This is a genomic window from Stenotrophomonas sp. YJH_SMC_120, from assembly GCF_059368675.1.
Genome location: NZ_JCAFRY010000006.1, coordinates 145,037 through 162,990 on the forward strand (window position 1 = coordinate 145,037; position 17,954 = coordinate 162,990).

The following is a 17,954-nucleotide window of genomic DNA, read 5'->3' on the forward strand; positions in this document are numbered from 1 at the left end:
GAAGGGTTGCCGGCCAGCGGCCGGCACTACCGGTGGATCTCCGCTGTCATCGACACGTCACCTGCCGTGGTAGGTGCCAACCTTGGTTGGCACGCTTTTCTCACGCCAGCCGCAGTGCCAACACACCGCCGACGATCAGCGCGGCCGCCAGCCAGCGCGCACGCGGAATCCGCTCGCGCAGCACGAACACCGAGATCAGCAACGCGAACAGGATCGAGGATTCACGCAGCGCCGAGACCATCGCCACTGGCGCCTGGGTCATGGCCCACAACGCCATCGCATAGGAGGCGGTGGTGCCGACGCCACCGGCCAGTCCCAGCGGCCAGTGCTGGCGCGCATAGTCCAGCACCGCGCCGCCGCGGGTGTACAACGCCCACAGCGGTAGTGGGATGCCTGACAGCAGGAACAGCCACAGCGTGTAACTGAGCGCGCTGCCGGACTGGCGCGCGCCCTGCGCATCGACCAAGGTGTAGGTGGCGATCATCGCCGCGGTCAGCAGCGGCAGCCGCAGCTGGCCGCCACGTGTGCCCAGTGCCATGCACAGGATGCCGGTGCTCACCAGCACCACGCCCAGCCACGCCGCCGGGGGCAGTTGCTCGCCCAGCAGGGTGCCGGCCAGCGCAACCAGGATCGGCGCGCTGCCACGCATCAGCGGATAGGCCAGGCTCATGTCGACCTGCTGGTAGCAGCGTGCCACCAGTCCGTAGTAGGTCACCTGCAGCAGCACGGATGCAGCCAGCCAGGGCCAGCTGTGCGCGGCCGGGAACGGCAGGAAGGGCAGGGCGGCCGCCGACAGCAGCGCGGCGCTGCCGGTGACCAGCACGGTGCCGAGGAATTTGTCCGGCCCGCGTTTGACGATCGCATTCCAGCTGGCATGCAGGGCCGCAGCCGCGAGGACCAGCAGGAAAATGGAAAGAGGCATCGGGCGATGATGCCATGCGGGGCAAATGTTCCGGGTTTGGTGGGTGCCAACCTTGGTTGGCACATCGCTCAGTGCGGACCAAGGTCCGCACCCACCAGAGCGGGGCAGGGCAGGTGCCAACCCCGGTTGGCACGCACCAGAGCGCGGCGCTTACAGCTTCGCGCGCTGCTCGCGCAGGCCGGCCAGCTGGGTGTTCCAGTCGGCCAGTCGCACGCGCTCCTGCTCGACCACGGCCGGCGGCACCTTGTCGGTGAACTTGGCCAGCTTGGTCTCGCTCTTTTCCTTCTCCGCTTCGACGCGGGCGATTTCCTTGTCCAGGCGCACGCGCTCGGCATCGAGATCGACCAGGCCTTCCAGCGGCACCAGCAGCTTCAGCTCGCCCACGATCGCGGCGGCGGCCGGCGGTGCGCTTTCGCCTTCGGCCAGCCACTGGATGCTGTCCAGCTTCAGCAGGAACGACAGCGAGGCGCTGAAGCGTTCGATGCGCACGCGGTCCTGCTCCAGCCCGGCCTGCAGGCGCAGCGGCACCAGCTTGGACGGCGCGACGTTCAGCTCACTGCGCACGCGGCGCACGGCACTGATCACCGCCTTCAGCCATTCCACGTCGGCCTCGGCCTGGGCGAAATCGCCTTCGAACTCGGCGGCGGTCGGGTACGGGCGCAGCGACAGCGTGGTTTCGGTCAGGCCCAGGCGCGGGGCCAGCTGCTGCCACAGCTGTTCGGTGATGAACGGCGTGAGCGGGTGCAGCAGGCGCAGCAGCGCTTCCAGCACGTACAGCAGGGTGTGGCGGGTGCTTTCGGCGTCGGCGGCGTCTGCACCGTTCAGTGCCGGCTTGCTCAGTTCCAGGAACCAGTCGCAGAACGCGTTCCAGGCGAACTCGTACAGGCACTGCGCCAGCAGGTCGAAGCGGTAGGCGGCGAAATGGCCCTGCGCTTCGGCGGTGGTGGCGGCCAGGCGCGCGAGGATCCAGCGCTCGGCATCGGTACGCGGCCTGGGCACGCCGGTGAACGCCGCGCCCTCGGTGTTCATCAGCGCGAAGCGGCTGGCATTCCACAGCTTGTTGCAGAAGTTCTTGTAGCCCTCGGCGCGGTTCATGTCGAACTTGATGTCGCGGCCGTGGGTGGCCAGTGCCGCGATGGTGAAGCGCAGCGCATCGGCACCGTGGGCGGCGATGCCGTCCGGGAATTCCTTGCGGGTGGCCTTCTCGATCTTCTCAACCATCTTCGGCTGCATCAGGCCGCCGGTGCGCTTGGCGACCAGGTCGTCGATGGTGATGCCGTCGATGATGTCCAGCGGGTCGAGCACGTTGCCCTTGCTCTTGGACATCTTCTGGCCCTGGCCGTCGCGGATCAGGCCGGTGAAGTAGACGTCCTTGAACGGGATCTTCCCGACCAGGTTGTCGGTGGCCATGATCATGCGCGCCACCCAGAAGAAGATGATGTCGAAGCCGGTGATCAGCACCGACGACGGCAGGTAGCGGTCGAAGCCGCGCTCGGCCATGGCCTGCTCGTTGGGCCAGCCCAGGGTGGAGAACGGCCACAGCTGCGAGGAGAACCAGGTCTCCAGCACGTCGCTTTCCTGGTTCAGCACCACGTCGCTGGCCAGGTTGTGCTTCGCCCGCACTTCCTCTTCGCTGCGACCGACGTAGCAGCTGCCGGTGGCTTCGTCGAACCACGCCGGAATGCGGTGGCCCCACCACAGCTGGCGACTGATGCACCAGTCCTGGATGTTGTTCATCCAGTGGCGGTAAGTGTTGATCCAGTTCGGCGGCACGAAGGAAATGCTTCCATTCTCGACCAGTTCCAGGCCGCGCTTGGCCAGGTCGTCCATCTTCACGAACCACTGGTCGGTCAGGTACGGCTCGATCACCTGGCCGGTGCGGTCACCGCGCGGCACCTGCAGCTTGTGCGCCTTGGTCTCGACCAGGATGCCCAGGTCTTCCAGTTCGGCCAGCACGGCCTTGCGCGCGGCGTAGCGGTCCAGACCCTGGAAACGCTCCGGCGCGTTTTCGTTCAGCGCTGCCACCGGGGTGAACAGGTTGATCATCGGCAGGCTGTGGCGCACGCCCACTTCGTAGTCGTTGAAATCATGCGCTGGGGTGACCTTGACCACGCCGGTGCCGAACGCGCGGTCCACGTAGTCGTCGGCGATCACCGGCACGCGGCGGCCGGTCAGCGGCAGCACCACGCTCTTGCCGATCAGGTGCGCGTAGCGCTCGTCTTCCGGGTGCACCATCACCGCGGTATCGCCCAGCAGGGTTTCCGGGCGGGTGGTGGCGACCACCAGGTAGTCGCGGGTTTCGCGCAGGGTTTCCACGCCGTCGGCATCGCGCTCGACGTGCTCGTAGCTCAGGCCCTCATCCAGCGTGTAGGCGATCGACCACAGGAAGCCGTCTTCCTCGGCGCTCTCCACTTCCAGGTCGGAAATGGCGGTCTTCAGCACCGGGTCCCAGTTGACCAGGCGCTGGCCGCGGTAGATCAGGCCCTGCTCGTACCAGCGCACGAAGGCTTCGTTCACTGCCGCCGACGGCTGCGGGTCCATGGTGAAGGTGCTGCGCGACCAGTCGGCGGAGGTGCCGAGGCGGCGCATCTGGCGCTCGATGGTATCGCCGGACTGCTGCTTCCACTCCCAGACCTTGCCGATGAAGCCTTCGCGGCCCAGCGAATCACGGGTCTCGCCCTTGCCTTCCAGCGCCAGGTTGCGGCTGACCACCATTTCGGTGGCGATGCCGGCGTGGTCGGTACCGACCTGCCACAGCGTGTCGTAGCCGCGCATGCGGTGGTAGCGCACCAGCGCGTCCATCAGGGTCTGCTGGAACGCATGGCCCATGTGCAGCGTGCCGGTCACGTTCGGCGGCGGCAGCAGGATGGTGTACGGCTCGCCCGTGCCGGACGGCTTGAAGTGGCCGGCCTTCTCCCAGGCCTCGTAGAGGTCGGTCTCGAAGGACTTCGGGTCGTAGCTGGAGGCGAGTTGGGTCATGCGGGGGAACCAGGAGGTAATCGTTGAAGGATCAGGGCGCGGCGGCGGCCCATCAAGGGGGCCGGGGCGCGCTTACATGTCGTGCTTGTTCAGCTCGTAACCGGCGGCCTTGTACTGGCGCCAGCGTTCGCGCAGCGGTTCGCGCGCTTCCGGATCGGCCGGGACCACTTCCAGCACGCGTTCGCACTGGCCCAGCCAGGGTTCATCGCGCAGGTTGATCACCAGCGGGCGTGCCGGCGCGTCGGTGCCGGGTACTGCGATCAGCACCAGGGCCTCTTCCTCGTCCATGTCTTCGCCGGCGATCTGGTGCGGGATGTAGGCATCGTTGTCGAACGCCCACAGCAGCTCGTCCAGCTCCTCGGCCTGGGCCTGGTCGCGGGCCAGCACCAGGGTGAACAACCCGGCGTCGTTGGCCTTGCGCGCCAGTTCGCAGACCAGGCGCAGCGGCTCGGTCAGGAAGCGGGGCTTGGCGATCAGGTAGAAGTCGGCGCGGGGCATGGCAGGATCCGGGTCAGGCAGGGGCCCGGCGGTGCCGGGCGAGGCCCTGGCCAGCGGGGGCCGGCCAGGGTCGGGTACGGCATCAGGCGCGGGCGGCCTGGTCCAGCAGCCACTGGCTCAGCAGGCCGACCGGGCGGCCGGTGGCCATGCCACGCTTGCCTTCATCGCTGGCCACGCCGGCGATGTCCAGATGGGCCCAGCGCTGGCCTTCGGTGAAGCGCGACAGGAAGCAGCCCGCGGTGATCGCGCCGGCCCAGCGGCCGCCGATGTTGTAGACGTCGGCGAAGGTCGAATCCAGCATCGGCTGGTACTCGTCCCACAACGGCAGGCGCCAGGCGCGGTCGAACACATGCTCGCCGGCGGCCAGCAGTTCATTGGCCAGGTCGTCGTGCTTGCTCATCAGGCCGGCGGTCTGGTGGCCCAGGGCGACCATGCAGGCACCGGTCAGGGTGGCGACGTCGACCAGCGCGGCCGGTTCGAAGCGCTGCGCATAGGTCAGCGCATCGCACAGGATCAGGCGGCCTTCGGCGTCGGTGTTGCCCACTTCGATGGTCTTGCCCGACATCGAGGTGATCACGTCGGACGGGCGGTAGGCGTTGCCGTCGATGGCGTTTTCCACCGCCGGCACCACCACCACCAGGTTCAGCGGCAGCTTGGCCTTGACCGCGGCGACGAAGGTGCCGATGACGTTGGCGCCACCGCACATGTCGTACTTCATCTCTTCGATGCCGCCCTGGGTCTTCAGGTTGACGCCACCGGTATCGAAGGTGATGCCCTTGCCGACCAGCACGTACGGCTTGGCGTCGCCGCCGCCGGTCCACTTCAGCACCACCAGGCGCGGGCGGTTGGCCGAACCACGGGCCACGGCCAGCAGCGAGCCCATGCCCAGCGCTTCCATCTGGTGCTCGTCGAGGATCTCGGCCTCGGCACCGTCATGCTCACCGGCGAACTTCACGCCCACCTCGGCCAGGTAGGCCGGGGTGCAGTAGTTCGGCGGCAGGTTGCCCAGCTCGCGGGCGAACTCGACACCGGCGGCGATGGCCTGGCCCTGGGCCAGGGCCTGGGCGTCGTCACCGGCGATGGCCAGCTGGGCCAGGCCGGCGTCGTCGGCCTTCTTCTTGCCCAGGGTGGCGGTGTAGCGGTAGGCAGCGTGATCGGCGGCGATCACCGCCTGGCGGATCGCCCAGGCCGCGTCGCGGTCCTTGATGGCCACTTCGGACAGGGTGAACAGTGCGCTGCGGGTAGCGCCCGCCTTCAGCGCGCGCACGGCGTCGCCAACGGCCTTCAGGTACTGCGGTACACCGAAGCGGGCGGCGTCGCCGAGACCGACCACCAGCACGCGCGGGGCGGACACGCCCGGCAGGTCGTGCAGCAGGGTGGTGGCGCCGGTCTTGCCGGACAGGTCGCCGCGCTGGGCCAGCGAGGCCAGGCGGCCGCCGCTGGCGGCGTCCAGGGCCTGTGCGGCCGGGGTCAGGGTATGGTCGGCATACGCGCCGACCACCAGGCAATCAACGGCGGCGGCGGCCGGAGCAACGTGGTTCAGGGTGAATTCGAGGGCCATTGAGCAGATTCCATTGGCGAGTCCGTACAATCGCAGGCCGTTTACGCCCAGACAGTAGACTGGGCGGCACCGCGAACGAACCCCAGAGTTTAAACCACCGCCCCATGCTGAAGCTCGACCGATACCTGCTGGGCGATTTCGTCCAGAGTTTCCTGGCTACCCTGATCGTCCTGCTGGTGGTCAGCGTGGGCGGCGTGCTGGTGGACATCCTCGGCAACATCGCCGACGGGCGCCTGCCGGCCAAGCTGCTGTTCTCCCAACTGGGCCTGCAGTTCATCGCCTACCTGCCACTGATCCTGCCGCTGGCGTTGATGCTGGGCCTGCTGCTGGCGGTGGCCCGTCTCTACCGCGACTCGGAAATGGCCGTCATCACTGCCATTGGCGTGGGCCCCAAACGCCTGCTGCGGCCGCTGCTGATGCTGGTGGTGCCGGTGGTGGCGCTGGTCGGCGCCTGCTCCTTGTGGCTGGGCCCGTGGGCCGGCCGGGTGGCCGAGCAGATGATCATCGAGGCCAATCGAAGCGTGCTGATGGCGGGCCTGGAGCCGGGCCGCTTCACCCAGCTGCCCAATGGTGGCGTGGTCTACCTGTCCTCGATCTCGCCCGATGGTACCCAGCTGGGCCGGGTCTTCCTGCAGCGGCAGAAGGACGATCGTCTGGAAGTGGTGTCCGCCGCAGGGGGGCGCATGTTCTTCGAAGGCGCCCGCCAGCGCTTCCTGGAGCTGGATGATGGCCACCAGGTGGAAGGACCGGTGGCCGGGGGGCTGGATTACCGTCTGGCCACCTTCGCCCGCAACGATGTGGCCCTGCCCGACGGTGCGCAGACCCGTACCGGCGATGATCCGGAACTGATGCCGACCACGCAGCTGTTCGGCGATGACCGGCCCGAGGCGCAGGCACAGCTGCATCGCCGCCTTGCCCCGCCGTTGATCGCGCTGGCGTTTGCGCTGCTGACCGTGCCGCTGGGCCGCAGCTCGCCGCGCCAGCAGCGCTACGGGCGGATGATGCTGGCGCTGATGGCCTACATGGTGGGCACCAACCTGATGTTCATCGGCAGTGGCTGGATCGCCAATGGCAAGATTCCGCCTGCGCTTGGCCTGTGGTGGCTGACCCTGCCGCTGCTGGCGCTGGCGATCTGGATGTATGCACGTGATGGCCGCCTGGGCCGCCCGAAGGGAGCCCGCGCATGAGACTGCGCCCGATGCGTTTCGACCTGTATCTCGGCCAGTCGGTGTTCACCACGGTGCTGCTGACCTGGGCCGTACTGGTGGGCCTGGACGTGGTGATGGCGTTTTCCGGCGAGTTCAAGGACATCGGCAAGAACGGCTACACCCTGGGGCATGCGGCCGCCTGGGTGCTGTATACGGTGCCACGCCGTGCCTACACCATGTTCCCCACCGCTGCGGTGATCGGTGCGCTGATGGGCCTGGGCCAGCTGGCCGCGACCTCCGAGCTGACCGCGCTGCGTGCGCTGGGCCTGTCGCGCAAGCGCCTGAGCGTATCGGTGGCCATCGCCCTGTCGTTGCTTACCGCAGTGATGGTGCTCAGCGCCGAGACGCTGGGCCCCTGGGGCCAGGACCGTGCCGATGCGCTGAAGTCCAGTGCCAAATGGGGGCGGGACATCTCCACCACCCGCTATTCCGGCCTGTGGGCGCGCGAGGGCGATACCTTCCTCAGCGCCGCCGGTGGCGAAGAGCAGCTGGTGGGCGACAAGGGCACGCGGCTGATCCTGCGTGACGTGCGCCTGTATCGCATCGCCGAGGATGGTCGGATCGCCTCGCTGACCCATGCGGACACGGCCGAGCATGACCGTGACGGCTGGGTGCTGACCGGCGTGCGCCGCGATACCTTCGCTGAACGTTCGGCCACGCGCGAGGAAGTGGCGCGCGAGCCGTGGAACTCCAAGCTGGACGCCGGCGCGCTGGCCACCGGCATCGCCAAGCCGCGCAACCTCAGCGTGGCCGAACTGCGCACCAGCATCGAATACCGCGAGCGCAACGGTCTGGATGCGCGCGACTACGAGGATGTGTACTGGAGCCGCTGGTTCTACCCGGTGAACGTGCTGGCGCTGTGCCTGGCGGCGGTGCCGTTCGCGTTCGGCTCGCTGCGCAGTGGTGGCATGGGCAAGCGCCTGTTCCTCGGCATCCTGTTCGCGCTGGGCTTCTGGCTGCTGCAGCTGTTCTTCGGTCGCATGGCCGGCGCGTTGAAGTTCGATTACCGCATTGCCTATGCGTTGCCGCCGATCGTGATGCTGGCGATATCGGGATTGCTGTTCCGGCGCAAGTCGGGCTGATCATCGTTGTTGTAGAGCCGAAGGTAGCGGCAGGAGCCGCTGCCAACGTCGCTGGCGACGGCCTGAAGGGTGCCGGCCGGGACGGCAGGCATAGCCCACGCTCGGCTGCTTTGCGCGCACCGCCCGCCAACCGAGCTTCGGCTCGACTCTACACAAGCGCCGCGCAGGATCGGATTGAAAGGTGATGCGTTACCGCTTCGGCATGCGCAGCAGGCGGGTGCCGCTGGCGCGGTCGTGCCAGGTCAGCCGCTGGCGGTCAGCCCATGCCCACCAGAATCCCAGGCCGCCCAGCAGCAGCGACAGCGTGCCCACCACGAAGCGCAGCCAAAGCTGCGTGCGTCGCAGGGGCGCGCCATCACTCGATTCCAGCTTCAAGCGCCACGGCCGCATGCCCAGCGTCTGCCCACCGCGGCGCCAGCTGGCCGTGGCATACCACCCCGTGACCAGCCAGCACACCGCCCACAGCAGCCACTGCCAGGCGCTGAACGGTGCGATGTTCTCGCGCTGGGCGTGGCCGCTGAAGGTGTAGGCAAGGGTGAACAGGGTGCCGGCCAACATCCACAGCGCCAGCACCGGCAGCGCGTCGTAGACCATCGCCAGCACGCGCCACAGCAGCAATGCACGCGGGCGGGGCAGCTCGGTAGTGGCCGCAGGGGCCGTATCAATGGCGGGGCGGGACATGCGCCGAGCATACGCAATGCTGGCCGCATCCGCAGTGGCCCTCGTATCCTGCACGCATGGCCCTTGTTTCCACCCCCGCCGAACGCCGCCAGCTGGTCCAGCAACTGCCTGAACTGCGCGCCGACGACAGCATGCGCATCCAGCGCTTCCTCGATGCGATCTGGGCCGAGAACGGTCTGGCCCGCGCCACCCTCGACAGCTACCGGCGCGACCTGGAAGGGCTGGCTCGCTGGATGGATGGGCGCGATGGTGGCCTGGCCGGCATCGAGCGCCCGGGGTTGTTCGACTACCTGGCCTGGCGCACCCGTCATGGCTGGTCGCCGCGCAGCAATGCGCGGTTGCTGTCGGCGCTGCGGGCGTTCTTCGCCGATGGCGTGCGCCGTGGCGAGCGCGGCGAGGACCCCAGCGCGCTGCTGGATCCGCCCAAGCTGCCACGATTGCTGCCCAAGGCGCTGGCCGAAAGCCAGATCGACGCGCTGTTGGCAGCGCCGGATATCGACAGCCCGCTGGGCCTGCGCGACCGCGCCATGCTGGAGTTGATGTACGCCGCCGGCCTGCGCGTGAGCGAGCTGGTGCTGCTGCCGGCCACCGCGGTCAACCTGCGCCAGGGCGTGCTGCGGGTCACCGGCAAGGGCAGCAAGGAACGGCTGGTGCCGCTGGGTGAGGAATCGCAGCACTGGCTGGAGCGCTATCTACAGGCATCGCGCCCGCTGCTGGTCGGCAAGGGCAAGGTGCAGGCGCTGGCCGATGGGCAGACCCCGTTGTTTGTCGAGCCGATGCTGCATGCGCTGACCCGGCAGGCGTTCTGGCACCTGGTCAAGCGCCACGCGCAGGTGGCCGGCATCGACCCGGCGCGGATCAGCCCGCACGGCCTGCGCCACAGCTTCGCCACCCATCTGCTCAACCGCGGTGCCGACCTGCGCGCGCTGCAGATGCTGCTTGGCCACAGCTCGTTGTCGACCACCCAGATCTATACCCTGGTGGCGCGCGAGCACCTGCAGAAACTGCACGCCCGGCATCATCCGCGCGGCTGAGCCGTGTCCTGAACCCCGGCCCCGGGCGGTGCGCGGCGTCGCGGCCCGGTGCCGGTGGCTGTGTCAGAATCCGGGGTCTTCTTCTGTCGCGGACTGCTCCATGCTCCGATTTGCCATCGCCGCCGTGTTCGGTGCGCTCAGCCTGACTGCCTGCGCCCAGCCGGCCCCGCCAGCCGCCAAGGCGCCTGCCGCTGCTGCCAAGCCCGGCCCGGCCGCCAACGCGCCAGCCGACCAGGCCGTGCGCGCCGCGTTGACTGCCCTGAACCCCGGTTTCAAGGTGGACTACATCGGTGCCGCGCCGTTCCCCGGCTTCCGCGAGGTGGTCGTTTCCGGCCAGCTGCTGTACGTGTCCGACGACGGTCGCTACCTGTTCCAGTCGCAGCCTTACGACACCCGTGCCAAGGGCCCGGCCAACAGCGAAGGCCTGCTCGGCTACCGCCGCGATCTGCTGGCCAAGGCCAACCATGGCGACCGCATCGTGTTCGCCGCGCCGAATGCCAAGTACACCATCAGCGTGTTCACCGACATCGAGTGCGGCTATTGCCGCAAGCTGCACCAGGACATCGCCGAGCTCAACCGCAACGGTATCTCCGTCGAGTATCTGGCATTCCCGCGCATGGGCCTCGGCAGCAAGGACTACACCGACATGATCTCGGTCTGGTGTGCGGCCGATCGCCGCCAGGCACTGACCAACGCCAAGCGCGGTGGCAACGTGCCGGCAAAGAACTGCACCAACCCGGTGGCGATGCAGTACGCACTGGGCCAGCAGCTGGGCGTGAACGGCACGCCGGCGATCTTCGCGCCGGACGGCACCCAGCTGGGGGGCTACCTGCCGCCGGCGCAGCTGCGCGCGGCGCTGGAAAAACTGTCGGCCAAGCGCTGATCGGCGCCGACCTTTTCCTGTAGAGCCGGGGATGCGTGTCGCATCCCCGGCTTTTTTCTTACTTCAGGCCATCACTGACCGCCTTGGTCAGCGTGCCCTGCGCATCATCACCACTGAACTCCCAGACGAACGCGCCGCCCAGGCCCTGGGTCTTCACGTAACCCATCTTGCGGGTGATGTTGGCCGGGGTGTCGAAGCTCCACAGCGTGCTGCCGTTGTAGATCCAGGTGGCACCGGCGGTGTTGTCGGTGTAGCCCGGCCACGCCAGGTTCTTCAGCACCTTCCAGTCCTCGATGCCGGCTTCATACGTGCCCGGGGCAGCGCCGGTCGCGGTCTGGTACAGGCCGTTGTTGGCGTTGGCCACACCGGTCCAGCCACGCCCGTAGTAGCCGATGCCCAGGTTGAGCTTGGCGGCAGGCACGCCACGGCTGATGAAGGCCTCGATGGCGTCGTTGCTGTTGTACAGCTTCTGGTCGCCGGTGGACGGATCATTCGGCGAATCAAACAGCGCCGACTGGTGATTGGTCTTCGCATCCCACGCGCCGTGGAAGTCGTAGGTCATCACGTTGATGTAGTCCAGGTACGGGTGGTACGCGGCCGGGTCGGTGACGCGGATCTTGTCGATGCCGGCACCCACCGCCACCGTCAGCAGCAGGCCCGGACGCACTGCATCGAGCTGGCGGCGGAACTCGGCCATCAGCGCGGTGAAGTTGGCGTTGTCTTCCGGCTTGCCGCATTCGATGCCGCACGCAACCGGGTATTCCCAGTCGATGTCGATGCCGTCGAACACGCCCAGCGCGGCACCGGCACCACCGGCACCGTCGGTTACCGGTAGGTTGCCCTTGATGTAGGCATCGATGCACGAGGCGACGAAGGCCTGGCGGTTTTCCGGGCGCGCCGCGCTGGAGAAGCCGCGCGACCAGGTCCAGCCACCCAGCGAGATCAGCACCTTCATGCCGGGGTACTTGGCCTTGAGCTGCTTGAGCTGGTTCCAGTTGCCGCGCAGCGGCTGGTCCCAGGTATCGGCGCTGCCGCTGACACTCTCGGCGGCACTGAAGGCCTTGGTGTAGTCGGCGAAGGCATCACCACCGGCACCGCTGTTCGGATCCGATGGCTGTGTGACGCCCACTTCGCAGCGGTTGTTGCGCACGTTGCCGAAGGCGTAGTTGATGTGGGTCAGGCGCGCGGCCGAACCGCTGCTGTCGATGTTCTTGACCCGGTAGTTGCGGCCGTAGATGCCCCACTGGGTGAAGTAGCCGATGACCCGCTTGCCGTTGGTGCCGCCGTCGCCGGCCAGCGTGGTGGCGCTGATCTCGGTGCCCTGCGCGGACGCGTTGCCGGCGTTGTCGCGGGCACGCACACGGTAGCGGTAAGTGGTCGATGCAGTCAGGCCGCCATCGACGTAGCTGGCACTGGATGGTGAACCGACCAGGCTGCCATTGCGGTACACGTCATAGCCGGCCACGCCGCTGCCCCCGGTGTTGTCGGTGGACGGGCTCCAGCTGAGCGCGATGCTGTTAGCGGTACGCGTGCCGACCGCCAGTCCGCCCGGCACGCTCGGTGCGGTGGTATCGCCACCGGCGGCGTTGACGGTGATGGTGATGGTCGCGGTGCTGCTGGTGGCGTTGTTGTTGTCGGTGGCTACCGCGCGCAGGGTGTGGCTGCCGGCGCTGGCATTGGTCCAGCTGGCCGCATACGGCGCACTGGTGGCCACGCCCAGCGTGCTGCCATCGCGGAAGAACTCGACCTTGGCGACGCTGCCGTCCGGATCACTGGCGGTGGCGGTCACGTTGACCGTGCTGCCGGCGCTGAAGGTGGCGCCGTTGGCCGGCGAGGTCAGGCTGACCACCGGCGGCTGGTTGGCGCCGCCGCCATCACAGGCGCCGAGGTTGGTGTAGTAGGGCGCACCGGCCGGATGGTCCGGCGGTGCGTTCCAGATGTCCTGGTTCGCCCGATAGAGGACACCTCCTTTCTGCAGGGTATCGCCGGCCCGGTAGATCTTGGCCTGGTCCCACTGGGCCACGCCGGCACAGCTGGCGGCCTGCGCCAGGCCGGGCAGGGCAGCGGCACCGGCGGCCACGGCAAGCAGCCAGGCCAGGCGGCGGGGACGACAGTTTCGGGTCGCACGTTCGGCACTGCGCACAATCGGGTCGTACATGGGTAAGTCTCCGATCAAAGGGCGCGCGGGCCCCGATGGCGCCGCGCGTGACGCAGGTCCGGGCGTCGCCCGGGAAGGCGACGGGTGGGGCCGGACGGAGGTACCTGGGAGGCCGGGGAGAGAGTCCGGCGCCAGGTGGGGACAACGTTGTCATCAATCGCGTGGTCAATCCGTGAGCAAGCGCATGGTTCCGGGATTCGGATGGAGAGCGGCGCTGCGCGCGGTCGGCGGCCATCGGCGGAGCCCCTCGTGGCTGGGGTGGGTCGCTTACAGCGGATTTCTGGGGGTTGGCCGGGCGGGTGGGCTGCGCAGGGGACGCTGCAAGTACGTCCATGTAAGCTCGGTCGCCGCATCCATGCGGCTCACGCCCCTGCGCAGCCCACCCGCCCGGCCACGGACAGGTTCCTGCGCAGTCAGCCACGAAAGGCAGAACAAAAAATCAAAAGCAGAAGCCGGTCGCTGCGCTCTTAAATGCCTGACTTCCGACGTCCCCTTATTGCCGGCCAGCGGCCGGCACTACCGGGGAGCATCCACGCATGGCGTGGATCTACCGCAGATCGCGGAAATCTGTCGGAGGCGGGGTGGGTCCGGTGGCGGGCGGCCAGATCAGTCCGCGGCATGGATGCCGCGGCCAAGCCCCCAGGGGCGGGTTTACGGCGTCCCCCGCCACCGGACCCACCCCGCCATCCCACGGGAACCCCGCTTTTGCTTTGGCCGTTGCTGTTGCTGTTGCCCTGGCCTCGGCGGGTGCCGGGCGCCGCCCGGCCAAAGCCCTTCCCCCGCTTCCGGTACAATGTCGGGCCCGTTTCCCAACCACGGTTCCCCGGACATGATGGTCCTCGAGGGCGCGCCCGCCCTGTCGCCGTTCCGCCGCGAACGTCTTGAATCCCGCCTGCAGTCCATCGCTCCCTCCCTGCGCATCAGCGGTGCCTGGCACGTCTACTTCGTGCAGCCCGAAGGCAGCGCCGCTCCCGACCTCGCCACCCTGTGCCGCATCCTCGAAGCTGCGCCGCAGGCAGAAGCCGTGGCCGACGGCGCGGTCAGCCGCATCGTGGTGCCGCGCCTGGGTACGCTGTCGCCGTGGTCGAGCAAGGCCACCGAACTGGTGCGCGGTGCCGGCCAGCCGGTAAGCCGGGTCGAGCGGGGCCTGCGCATCGACGTGCAGGGCTGGCCGGCCGATGCCGACGTGCAGCAGGCGCTGGTCAAGGCACTGCACGACCCGATGACGCAGTCAGTGCTGGAGACCGTGAAGCAGGGCCAGGCGCTGTTCTCGGCGCCCGCCCGCGGCGAACTGGAACGCGTGCCGGTGGACCAGCTGGAGGCCGCCAACGAGCGCCTCGGACTGGCCATGGCCCAGGACGAGATCGATTACCTGCGCGAACGCTTCACCGCGCTGGGCCGCTCGCCGTCGGACGTCGAACTGATGATGTTCGCGCAGGCCAATTCCGAGCACTGCCGCCACAAGATCTTCAACGCCAGCTGGACCATCGACGGCCAGGAGCAGGACCGCTCGCTGTTCCGGATGATCAAGAACACCCACCAGCAGACCCCGCAGCACACGCTCAGCGCGTACAGCGACAACGCCGCGGTGATCGAAGGCCATCCGGCGTCGCGCTACCGCCCGGATCCGGCCAGCGGCGAGTACCGTCGTGAACCGCAGGTGCCCAGCGCGTTCCAGATCAAGGTGGAGACCCACAACCACCCGACCGCCATCGCACCGTTCCCGGGCGCCTCGACCGGCGCCGGTGGTGAAATCCGCGACGAAGGCGCGACCGGCCGCGGCGGCAAGCCGAAGGCCGGCCTGACCGGTTTCTCGGTCTCGCACCTGCGCATTCCCGAGCTGCCGCAGCCGTGGGAAGCGCCGCGCGCGCTGAACCCGCGCATGGCGCCCGCGCTGGAAATCATGACCGATGGTCCGCTCGGTGGCGCCGCGTTCAACAACGAGTTCGGCCGCCCGAACCTGCTCGGCTACTTCCGCAGCTTCGAGCTGCCTGAAGGCGCCGACCTGGTGCGCGCCTACGACAAGCCGATCATGCTGGCCGGCGGCCTCGGCGCCATCGACCGTATCCAGGTCGACAAGATCCAGCTGCAGGCGGGTGATGCGGTCATCGTGCTCGGTGGCCCGGCAATGCTGATCGGCCTGGGTGGCGGTGCCGCCAGTTCGGTGGCCTCCGGCGAAAGCGCCGAGGACCTGGATTTCGCCAGCGTGCAGCGCGACAACCCGGAGATGGAGCGCCGCTGCCAGGAGGTCATCGACCGCTGCGTGGCGATGGGCAGCAACAACCCGATCAAGTTCTTCCACGACGTCGGTGCCGGTGGCCTGTCCAATGCCATCCCCGAGCTGCTGCACGACTCCAAGGTCGGTGGCGTGATCGATCTGGGCAAGGTGCCCACCGATGATCCGTCGCTGTCGCCGATGCAGCTGTGGTGCAACGAATCGCAGGAACGCTACGTGCTCGGCGTCGCCCAGGAGCGCCTGGCCGAGTTCGCCGCGCTGTGCGCCCGCGAGCGCTGCCCGTTCGCTGCGGTCGGCGTGGCCACCGCCGAGGAACACCTGGTGGTGGCCTATGGCGCCGTGCCGGGCCACACCCCGGCCGATGCGCCGATCGACCTGCCGATGGACGTGCTGTTCGGCAAGCCGCCGAAGATGCACCGCGATACCGCACACCCGCCGGCACCGCGCTGGCCGGCGCTGAAGACCGCGGGCCTGGACCTGCAGGAAGCGGGCCTGCGCGTGCTTGCGCACCCGACGGTGGCCTCGAAGAACTTCCTGGTCACCATCGGTGACCGCAGCGTCGGTGGTCTGACCGCACGCGAACAGATGGTTGGCCCGTGGCAGCTGCCGGTGGCCGATGTGGCCATCACCGTGGCCGACTTCGACGGCGTGGCCGGCGAGGCGATGTCGATCGGCGAGCGCACCCCGCTGGCCCTGCTCGATGCGGCGGCTTCGGCACGTATGGCCGTGGGCGAAGCGTTGACCAACCTGTGCGCGGCCCCGGTCGATGCGCTGGATGAGATCAAACTGTCGGCGAACTGGATGGCCGCGGCCGGCCCCCCCGGCGAAGACGCGCTGCTGTACGACGCGGTGAAGGCCGTGGGCATGGAACTGTGCCCGCAGCTGGACATCAGCATTCCGGTGGGCAAGGACTCGCTGTCGATGCAGGCGCAGTGGCACGACCAGGGCCAAGCGCACAAGAGCGTGTCGCCGGTGTCGCTGGTGATCTCTGCGTTCGCACCGGTCGCCGATGTGCGCCAGCAGCTGACCCCGCTGCTCGACCGCGACGTGGAAAGCGAGCTGTGGCTGATTGGCCTTGGCGCCGGCAAGCAGCGCCTGGGCGGTTCCATCCTGGCCCAGGTGCATGCCGACCACGGTGACCTGCCGGCGTTCGCCGGCGCTGCCCCGGATCTGGACGACCCGCAGCGCCTGCGTGGCTTCTTCGAGCTGATCCGCGATGCGCGCCAGGCCGGCCTGCTGCTGGCCTACCACGACCGCAGCGACGGCGGTGCCTTCGCCGCGCTGTGCGAAATGGCCTTCACGTCGCGCCTGGGGCTGGACATCACCCTCGATGCCTGGGGCGACGATCCATTCCGCAGCCTGTTCAACGAAGAGCTGGGCGCGGTGGTGCAGATCGCACGCGAAGACCGCGCAGCGTTCGCCGACCTGGTCGAGCGCCATGCACTGACCGAGTGCGCGCAGCGCATCGCCAAGCCGACCACCGCACCGGTGGTGCGTGTGTCGCTGGCTGGCGAGAACCTGGCTGAATGGCGCTGGGAGTCGCTGTTCGACGCATGGTGGTCGGTCACCCACGCGATGCAGAAGCGCCGCGACAACCCGGCCAACGCCGACGCCGAGCGTGAGATCGCCCGTGCCTTCAACGCACCGGGCCTGAAGCCCAAGCTCAGCTTCGACATCAATGAAGACGTGGCCGCCCCGTTCATCAGCACCGGTGCGCGTCCGCGCGTGGCCGTGCTGCGCGAGCAGGGCGTCAACGGCCAGATCGAAATGGCGAACATCTTCGAACGTGCCGGCTTCCGGCCCTTCGATGTGCACATGAGCGACCTGATCGAAGGCCGCGTCGCCCTGCAGGACTTCACCGGCCTGGTCGCCTGCGGCGGCTTCAGTTACGGCGACGTGCTTGGCGCTGGCCGTGGCTGGGCCACCTCGATCCTGGAGCGCAGCGCGCTGCGTGATGCCTTCGCCGCGTTCTTCGCGCGCGAGGACAGCTTCGCCCTGGGCGTGTGCAACGGCTGCCAGATGATGAGCCAGCTGAAGGACATCATTCCCGGTGCCGAACACTGGCCGCAGTTCCGCCGCAATGCCAGCGAGCAGTTCGAAGCCCGTACCGCGCTGCTGGAAGTGGTGGAATCTCCGTCGATCCTGCTGCGTGGCATGGCCGGTTCGCGCCTGCAGGTGGCAGTGGCGCATGGCGAAGGCCAGGCGGTGTTCGACAACGCGGTCGACCAGGCCGCGGCCCGTGTTTCGCTGCGCTACATCGATGGCCACGGCAACGTGGCCAGCCAGTACCCGCTGAATCCGAACGGTTCGCCGGACGGCATCACCGGCCTGACCAGCAGCGACGGCCGCGTGACCATCATGATGCCGCACCCGGAACGCACCCCGCGCGCGCTCAACATGAGCTGGGCCCCGGCGGAGTGGCAGGGTGATTCGCCGTGGATGCGCATGTTCCGCAACGCGCGGGTGTGGTGCGGCTGATCGCACCACACCGCGCAGGCATCAATGCCGTCGCGTATGGAAAAACCCGCCGTTGATCGGCGGGTTTTTTCTTTGCGCGTGTGAAAATCCTGATGTACCCGCGAGTTACATGGATTTTCAGGCTACAGGGTTGCGTCACGCGTCGCTAACAAAATCCTTTCATAAACAGGGAAAAGAGTGAACTGCTTCACGGCAATAGGATTTGTCGTGTCAAAGTCTTGACGATCTGCAAAG

At 68.1% G+C, this 17,954-nt stretch carries 11 protein-coding genes; 5 read left to right on the forward strand and 6 right to left on the reverse strand.

Annotated elements, in window-relative coordinates; translation table 11 throughout:
- Positions 1-100: 100 nt before the first annotated feature.
- From AC5P60_RS10495 to AC5P60_RS10510, 4 genes are all read right to left on the reverse strand, one after another.
- The gene (locus tag AC5P60_RS10495) at positions 101-922 is read right to left on the reverse strand and encodes an EamA family transporter (protein WP_049402246.1); all 822 of its coding nucleotides are present in this window, start codon (positions 920-922) and stop codon (positions 101-103) included.
- A gap of 150 nt (positions 923-1,072) precedes the next feature.
- Complete coding sequence (locus tag AC5P60_RS10500; protein WP_111173201.1) at positions 1,073-3,901, reverse strand: valine--tRNA ligase; 2,829 nt, start codon at positions 3,899-3,901, stop codon at positions 1,073-1,075.
- Positions 3,902-3,973: 72 nt separating this feature from the next.
- Positions 3,974-4,399, reverse strand: a complete 426-nt coding sequence (locus AC5P60_RS10505; RefSeq protein ID WP_005408012.1) for a DNA polymerase III subunit chi — start codon at positions 4,397-4,399, stop codon at positions 3,974-3,976.
- Between the two features lie 82 nt (positions 4,400-4,481).
- The gene (locus AC5P60_RS10510) at positions 4,482-5,960 is read right to left on the reverse strand and encodes a leucyl aminopeptidase (RefSeq protein WP_005412193.1); all 1,479 of its coding nucleotides are present in this window, start codon (positions 5,958-5,960) and stop codon (positions 4,482-4,484) included.
- Positions 5,961-6,064: 104 nt separating this feature from the next.
- Between AC5P60_RS10510 and lptF the strand changes: the two genes are divergently transcribed.
- Positions 6,065-7,147 carry an LPS export ABC transporter permease LptF gene (lptF, locus tag AC5P60_RS10515; RefSeq protein WP_005408014.1) on the forward strand — a complete coding sequence of 361 codons (1,083 nt, stop codon included), beginning with the start codon at positions 6,065-6,067 and terminating at the stop codon, positions 7,145-7,147.
- Positions 7,144-8,250, forward strand: a complete 1,107-nt coding sequence (gene lptG, locus AC5P60_RS10520) for an LPS export ABC transporter permease LptG (RefSeq protein ID WP_033834372.1) — start codon at positions 7,144-7,146, stop codon at positions 8,248-8,250. Before lptF ends, lptG begins: the two co-directional genes overlap by 4 nt.
- A gap of 189 nt (positions 8,251-8,439) precedes the next feature.
- On the opposite strand, the gene AC5P60_RS10525 is transcribed toward lptG, so the two are convergent.
- Positions 8,440-8,931, reverse strand: coding sequence for an RDD family protein (locus AC5P60_RS10525; RefSeq protein WP_033834373.1), 492 nt, complete (start codon positions 8,929-8,931; stop codon positions 8,440-8,442).
- 56 nt (positions 8,932-8,987) lie between these two features.
- Here AC5P60_RS10525 and xerD point away from each other — a divergent pair, with 56 nt between their 5' ends.
- Both xerD and AC5P60_RS10535 read left to right on the forward strand, forming a co-directional pair.
- Positions 8,988-9,965: a site-specific tyrosine recombinase XerD gene (gene xerD / locus AC5P60_RS10530; protein ID WP_049453430.1), complete on the forward strand. Its 978-nt coding sequence runs from the start codon at positions 8,988-8,990 to the stop codon at positions 9,963-9,965.
- Between the two features lie 100 nt (positions 9,966-10,065).
- Complete coding sequence (locus AC5P60_RS10535) at positions 10,066-10,848, forward strand: DsbC family protein (protein WP_005408019.1); 783 nt, start codon at positions 10,066-10,068, stop codon at positions 10,846-10,848.
- A 58-nt stretch (positions 10,849-10,906) separates the two neighbouring features.
- On the opposite strand, the gene AC5P60_RS10540 is transcribed toward AC5P60_RS10535, so the two are convergent.
- Positions 10,907-13,006 (reverse strand): glycosyl hydrolase family 18 protein, encoded by a 2,100-nt coding sequence (locus tag AC5P60_RS10540; protein ID WP_033834375.1) that lies wholly within the window; start codon positions 13,004-13,006, stop codon positions 10,907-10,909.
- Between the two features lie 829 nt (positions 13,007-13,835).
- On the opposite strand from AC5P60_RS10540, the gene purL reads away from it, so the two are divergent.
- Entirely contained in the window at positions 13,836-17,720 is a 3,885-nt protein-coding gene (purL, locus tag AC5P60_RS10545; protein ID WP_483693470.1) for a phosphoribosylformylglycinamidine synthase, read from the forward strand.
- Positions 17,721-17,954: the final 234 nt, after the last annotated feature.